Source organism: Paludibaculum fermentans (genome assembly GCF_051172195.1).
Taxonomy (GTDB): Bacteria; Acidobacteriota; Terriglobia; order Bryobacterales; family Bryobacteraceae; genus Paludibaculum; species Paludibaculum fermentans_A.
Window position 1 is genome coordinate 1 of sequence record NZ_JBPJAQ010000010.1, and the last position, 5450, is coordinate 5450.

Genomic DNA, 5450 nt, shown 5'->3' on the forward strand with positions numbered 1-5450 from the left:
TTGGAGACGTTCCAGTACAATGGGCGGAATCAGTTGACGGAGCAGACGGGCCTGGGCACGGACATCAATTACTGGTACTCGTCGACAGCCAACGATGGGCGGCTGGCGCAGAAGCACAACTGGGTGACGGGGGAAGAAGAGAACTACACGTACGACTCGCTGGGCCGGTTGGCGACGGCGTACACGACGGGGACGCAGTGGGGCCTGTCTTTCGTGTATGACGGATTCGGAAACAGGCTGCAGCAGAATGTGACGAAGGGGACGGCTCCTTCGACGGTGCAGACGGTGGATACGGCGACGAACCGGCTGAATGGGGCGGGGTTCGGCTACGACTCGAATGGGAATATGACGGGGTGGTCGACGCCGTCGGGGTCGGTGACGGCCTCGTATGACATCGAGAACCGGATGACGCAGATTGTGACTCCGAGCGTCACAGAGACGTACAAGTATGGTCCAGGGAATCTGCGGGTGAAGAAGTCGCAGGGTAGTTCGTGGGTGTACACGGTGTATGGGCAGGGCGGCGAGGCGCTGGGGACGTTCACCGGGTGCTCGGTGGGCGGGGTGTCGTTCCTGTGCGAAGCGAAGCTGCGGGTGTACTTCGGCGGGCGGCTGGTGCTGAATGGGTGGACGGGTGTGAGGCCGGACCGGCTGGGGAGCCCGGATGGGACGCATGGGCGGGTGTATCCGTACGGGGAGGTCTCGGGGTCGGTGTCGGTGGATCAGGACGAGACGTTCACTACGTATAAGCGGGATGTTTATACCGGGTTGGATTATGCTCAGAACCGGTATTACGCGAGTTCGTGGGGACGGTTTACTACGGCGGATCCTTATCAGGCTAGCGCGGGCCCGGCGGATCCGCAGAGCTGGAATCGGTATGCTTATGTGGTAAATGACCCAGTCAGTCTTCTTGATCCTACCGGCCGTCAAGCGGCGGCACCGACGGGACAAGGGTGCACAGTCGTATGGTATAGCCTCTGGTTTGACGTTACGTGTAATGGTTCCGCCAGTACTGATATCGGAGGAGGAGGAGGAGGAGGAGGAGACACGTTGGTATCGAACGTATACGCCTTCGCAGATCCAGATCCGCCCAATGAATCCGCACCCGAGGGCTCTGACCCTATTTGGTGGGATTGGCGGCCACAAGGCGGCAGCGAGTCTGCGGGCCCCGGTGAAAGTGGAGGAGGTGGCGGCACAATCACTACGCAAAAAGAGGACTGGAAGGAGAAGATGAACTGCGCGGCGGACTTTGGAGAAAAACACTCCATTGTGGCGGGAATGCGTGAACTGACTGGTGCTAAACTGGACAACCCGTTTTTGGGGACAGCGTTCGGCAACGATGCGGCAAGCATTTCCGATATAGTTACAGGCCGAAATCGTATTGGTGCAGCGATCTCGGAGGTCTTTAGTAATCCCAGCTCCAGGAATGTCTTCGCATCAGCTGCTAGAGGAGTTGGGGCAATTCCGATTAGGGGTTCGGCGACCGCTGAACTTGGTGTCAATAGTGCCGGATCGTACTTCGTCAGAACATGGAACCAGCCGTCGGTTGCCAGCAGCATAGTCGGGCGAACGGCGGGAGGTATATTGAATACGTTTTCAAAGGCGAAAGCACTATATGATGTTTCCGTTTATGGCGTGGGGCTCATTGCTTGTCCCTAGATCATCCACTTAGCCGAGGTGATACCGTTCGAGGAGTTCTCGGTGTTTTGTCAACAATTTGCATCCTTGCACTGCTGGCGGAGCCTTCGGTGCATCTTTGGGCGGTCAAGCTTGTCATTTTTGGGGCCCTCTCCGCGTTATGTGTGTTGACAGCCAAAGACAAGAAAGGAGTAGCACTAGGGATACTCGTCGTGATTGCGGTTCGATTGGCCATTGGAGTTGGGATGATTGCGTTGAGGTCCGTCCGCTGACGCTGGAAAGGGCACGGGGGGTTGTCCGTCCCAGCAAGTGAGCGTAGGGTCGTATTGTGCGCAGAATCGATATTCCGCGAATTCGTGGGGGAGATTTAATACGGCGGATTCGTATCGGGTTAGCCGGGGGGGGTCTTCACTTCAAGCCCATCGCCGGCTCTCAGCGACAATGCTTTAATCTCAAGGTGCCATAATGTTGAATCTCGCGCATACTGTGAGGCTGGCGGTCGTTTCGACTGTGTTGCTGTCTGCTTTGCCGGTGGTTTCCGCAAGCGAAAAGGACCACGATCCGCTTCGGCTGCAGCCGCAATCTGTCGAGGCTGACTACTGCACCCGATCTGGAGGTGCCGTCGTGCTTCACCTCAGAATTTGGCTGACGTATGCGAACCGAGGCGACACAACCATCCTGGTCCCCCGGGTTCGGCGAGTATCGGAGTATGTGCTGCTCCGTACTGGCAATACCGCGAATCAACGCGAAGTTGCATACAGATGGCGTCAAGATGGACCGCCGATGCTCGACACATCAAAGCTTAATATCGACGCCCCAGATCCGAAACTCTTTGATCGCCTGCCGGCAGGTTCAACACTTCCGAGTATGCAGAGTATTGACATACTGTTGGGATCGCGTGACGGCCGGACCAAGGCGCGGCTCTCGGGCGACTACAGCTTGGAATTGTACGTTGATCACTGGCCGGGAGCTCGCGGTCCGGGCGACCGACTACGCAAGGAATGGATCTCGCAGGGGCTGCTATACATGTCGATTCTCAAAGCGGACCCGATCACGGTCCACATAGAAAGCGATCCTGACGCGAAGGCCTGCCGATTCCGGATCGATTGACCGGCATATGCGGTGAGCGCAACGTAACACCATCCTGAATGCGGCCTTCGCCTGCCCCACTGTGAAGTCATGCGCACGCGCGGACCTGAGATTTGGACGAAATGGCGAGAACTGATAGCCGAGCAAGAACGGAGGGGCGAGCAGGGCAAAGATGGTTTCTAATACAAGAGAGATGAACAGGTACTTCACCATTGTGCTGCTCGCGACGGGAGTATTTGCCCTGTCAGGCATGGGGCAGGTTACCGACTCCCGGTGCGAACAGCGTGTCGAGATGCTCCAGTACTCCGCCTGTCTTCCCAAGGCGTGGAGGTGGACAAAGAATGCGGAAATAGACGGGATCACGGCATGCAATGGGAGCTTGCAGACGTGCACTGGAACCGGAGGTGGTTTTCCTCTCCGGGGGCGGGTGATCGTCACCATCGCCCCGGCGGCACTGCTGCCGGGCCACTCGCGCACAGTGGGCGAGGTGATTCAGCGGGCCCAAGCGGGGGAACCTGAACTACGACCGGCGACAGCAGTTTCTGTCGGCCCAGGGCGCGAGTGCCAGGTTGTGAGGCTTCTGATGAGCCCGATCACGGTATGGAATGAAGTTTACGGGATCGAAGCAGGCCCGGTGCTCCTCCGCGTGTCGGCGAAGTATCCGGATGAACCCCGGAACGTGAAGGCATACAGGCAAGCTGTGGAGGATATTGTGCGTTCGCTCACGCACAAGTTGCCGTAGGGGTATGGAAAGTCGCATGCGGGAACGTGTCGATCTCAACCGAGTGATTTCCATGGCAGCATTCCTGAAATAGGAATGGATGAGGGCGGGTGGGGCCATGCTCTCGTCGATGCCTTGCGGGCTGAGCGTGGTGACTTTGTGAAGCTGGGCAGCCCTCGCGGCTGATTGGCAATTGGCGGGCGGCCGTTTCGATGGGGCCCGATCATAGCGGAACTTCGTGAGCGCGTCGCAAACCCCATCTCGAAGGCGTCCGTCGCCTGCCCCGCTGTGAAGTCATGCGTACGCGCGGACCTGAGGCTTGGACGAAGTGGCGGGAGTTGGTCGCTGAGCAAGAGCGGAGCGGTCAAAGTGCCGACGCGTTTTGCCGAGCACGTGGCCTTTCTCCAACGCACTTCTTCGCCTGGAAGAAGCGCTTGATCCTGGCGGGTCCGCAACACCCTACCCATGGATGCAAGCAAGCGAGATGATCACAAGAGGGCGGTTCAAGGGTTACTACGCTCTTGTGGCGAGTTACAATAGTGCCGCGGACTCGTTCAAATTATTCGCTGCAACTGACAGGAAGTATTTGATCGGCGTAACGGACCCCAAACAGTTTGCCAGTGAACTAGTAGCACACGGGATAAACGCCGGTTCAGCCAGCTACTTCGGCAGGACGGAGCAGACCATTCAGGACTGCCTCAATTCACAATAGCAATGACCAGGGCAATTTCACTCATACTCATGCTACTCGCGGCCAGCCCCGCAGGGTTCGCACTTGATCCTGTTGTCAGCAAGGCGGCCGCCGCGGATCTCGTTCGAGATGCGCTTGCCCGTCTTGGCTACGACGGCGGAGGTACGAAAATCGCCGTGGAGCCTTGGCTTTACTACTGGGCCCCCGACTTCATCACTCTCCAAGCACAAGTATTCGTCCCGTCGATTGAGAAGGTCGCAGTGCAGTATCTCGCTGTGAACCCATGGACCGGCGACGTATGGGAGCCGTTTGGATGTACTCGAATCCTGTCGCCAACAATCGAACGAAAGCAGGAAGAGATTTGGAGGTCATCCAAGCTTCCGGACGAGGCGCGTCCTGTTCTCAGGGCGCGAGTGCCCGGATGCACACCAAGGGAAAGAGCAGGGAGAGAGGGTGCACGGTGACGGGGCGACAAGGACTGTTAGGCGTGCCGAGATTGTCCGAAGAAGGGTCCATGGGTCGGTGTATCCGTACGCGGAGGTTTCGGGGTCGGTGACGGTGGGTCAGGGCGAGACGATCGCGACTTATAAACGAGATGTTGGGACCGGGTTGGATTATGCTCAGAAGCGGTATTGTGCGAGTTCAGGGAGACGTTCAATGTCCCCGCAGGGATTATAATATGGGCCCAGATGAGCACCGCATCCCAATTCAGATCCGCTGCGGGCCCTCTTCTCACTATTCCAGGGGTTGCCGCAACGGTTAGCTATTCTGTGTGTCGTCCGAATCCGATTGCCCCATAGGGATTATATTGTGCCTGAGGATTTGATCTCTTATTTTGTAGTTTTTTTCCAGCCATCTACATGTTGGCCAACGGCATTTACGCACTTGCAGATCCTGAAAAATATATCCGCTCTCGATGGACTGCAACCCGTGGTCTGATTGCAAGCGACGGGTCGCGGCGCGCCTGTGGATTCGAGATCCGCGTGATGGGTGGGTTGATTATCCTGGGGGGCGTTTTGTGGATCTGTGTGGTGATTGCTGGATTCGGACGTGGCTAGCTTTGGTCGGCACGCCATGCGCGATTTTCGTGACTGCTCTGCCCAGGATCAGCACCTCGCCCGGCATTGTGGATCGAGCTGAGCACATGCCCGGCGCTGCTGGCTGGACCACAGGGTAACCTTCGCCCAGGACGGTATCACGAATGGATTGTTTCGAGCTCTGCTGAGTGGCGAGTCAGCGGCACGCCGCCGGAGGAATTGCGGGCTCTCGAGGTGACCGTACCTTGGCGTGTGGAGGAGATTGCGGAGCGGATCT

The 5450-nt window shown here is 57.8% G+C and carries 3 protein-coding genes; all 3 read left to right on the plus strand.

Annotation, left to right across the window (positions count from 1 at the left end; translation table 11 throughout):
• On the plus strand, window positions 1-1656 hold a 1656-nt coding region (locus ACR9Y2_RS40180), incomplete at its 5' end, for an RHS repeat-associated core domain-containing protein (protein WP_435047568.1).
• 444 nt (window positions 1657-2100) lie between these two features.
• Window positions 2101-2745, plus strand: coding sequence for a hypothetical protein (locus tag ACR9Y2_RS40185; protein WP_435047569.1), 645 nt, complete (start codon window positions 2101-2103; stop codon window positions 2743-2745).
• 996 nt (window positions 2746-3741) lie between these two features.
• A complete protein-coding gene (tnpA, locus tag ACR9Y2_RS40190) occupies window positions 3742-3933 on the plus strand; it encodes an IS66 family insertion sequence element accessory protein TnpA (RefSeq protein ID WP_435047570.1) in 192 nt (63 codons plus the stop codon).
• Window positions 3934-5450 lie beyond the last annotated feature (1517 nt).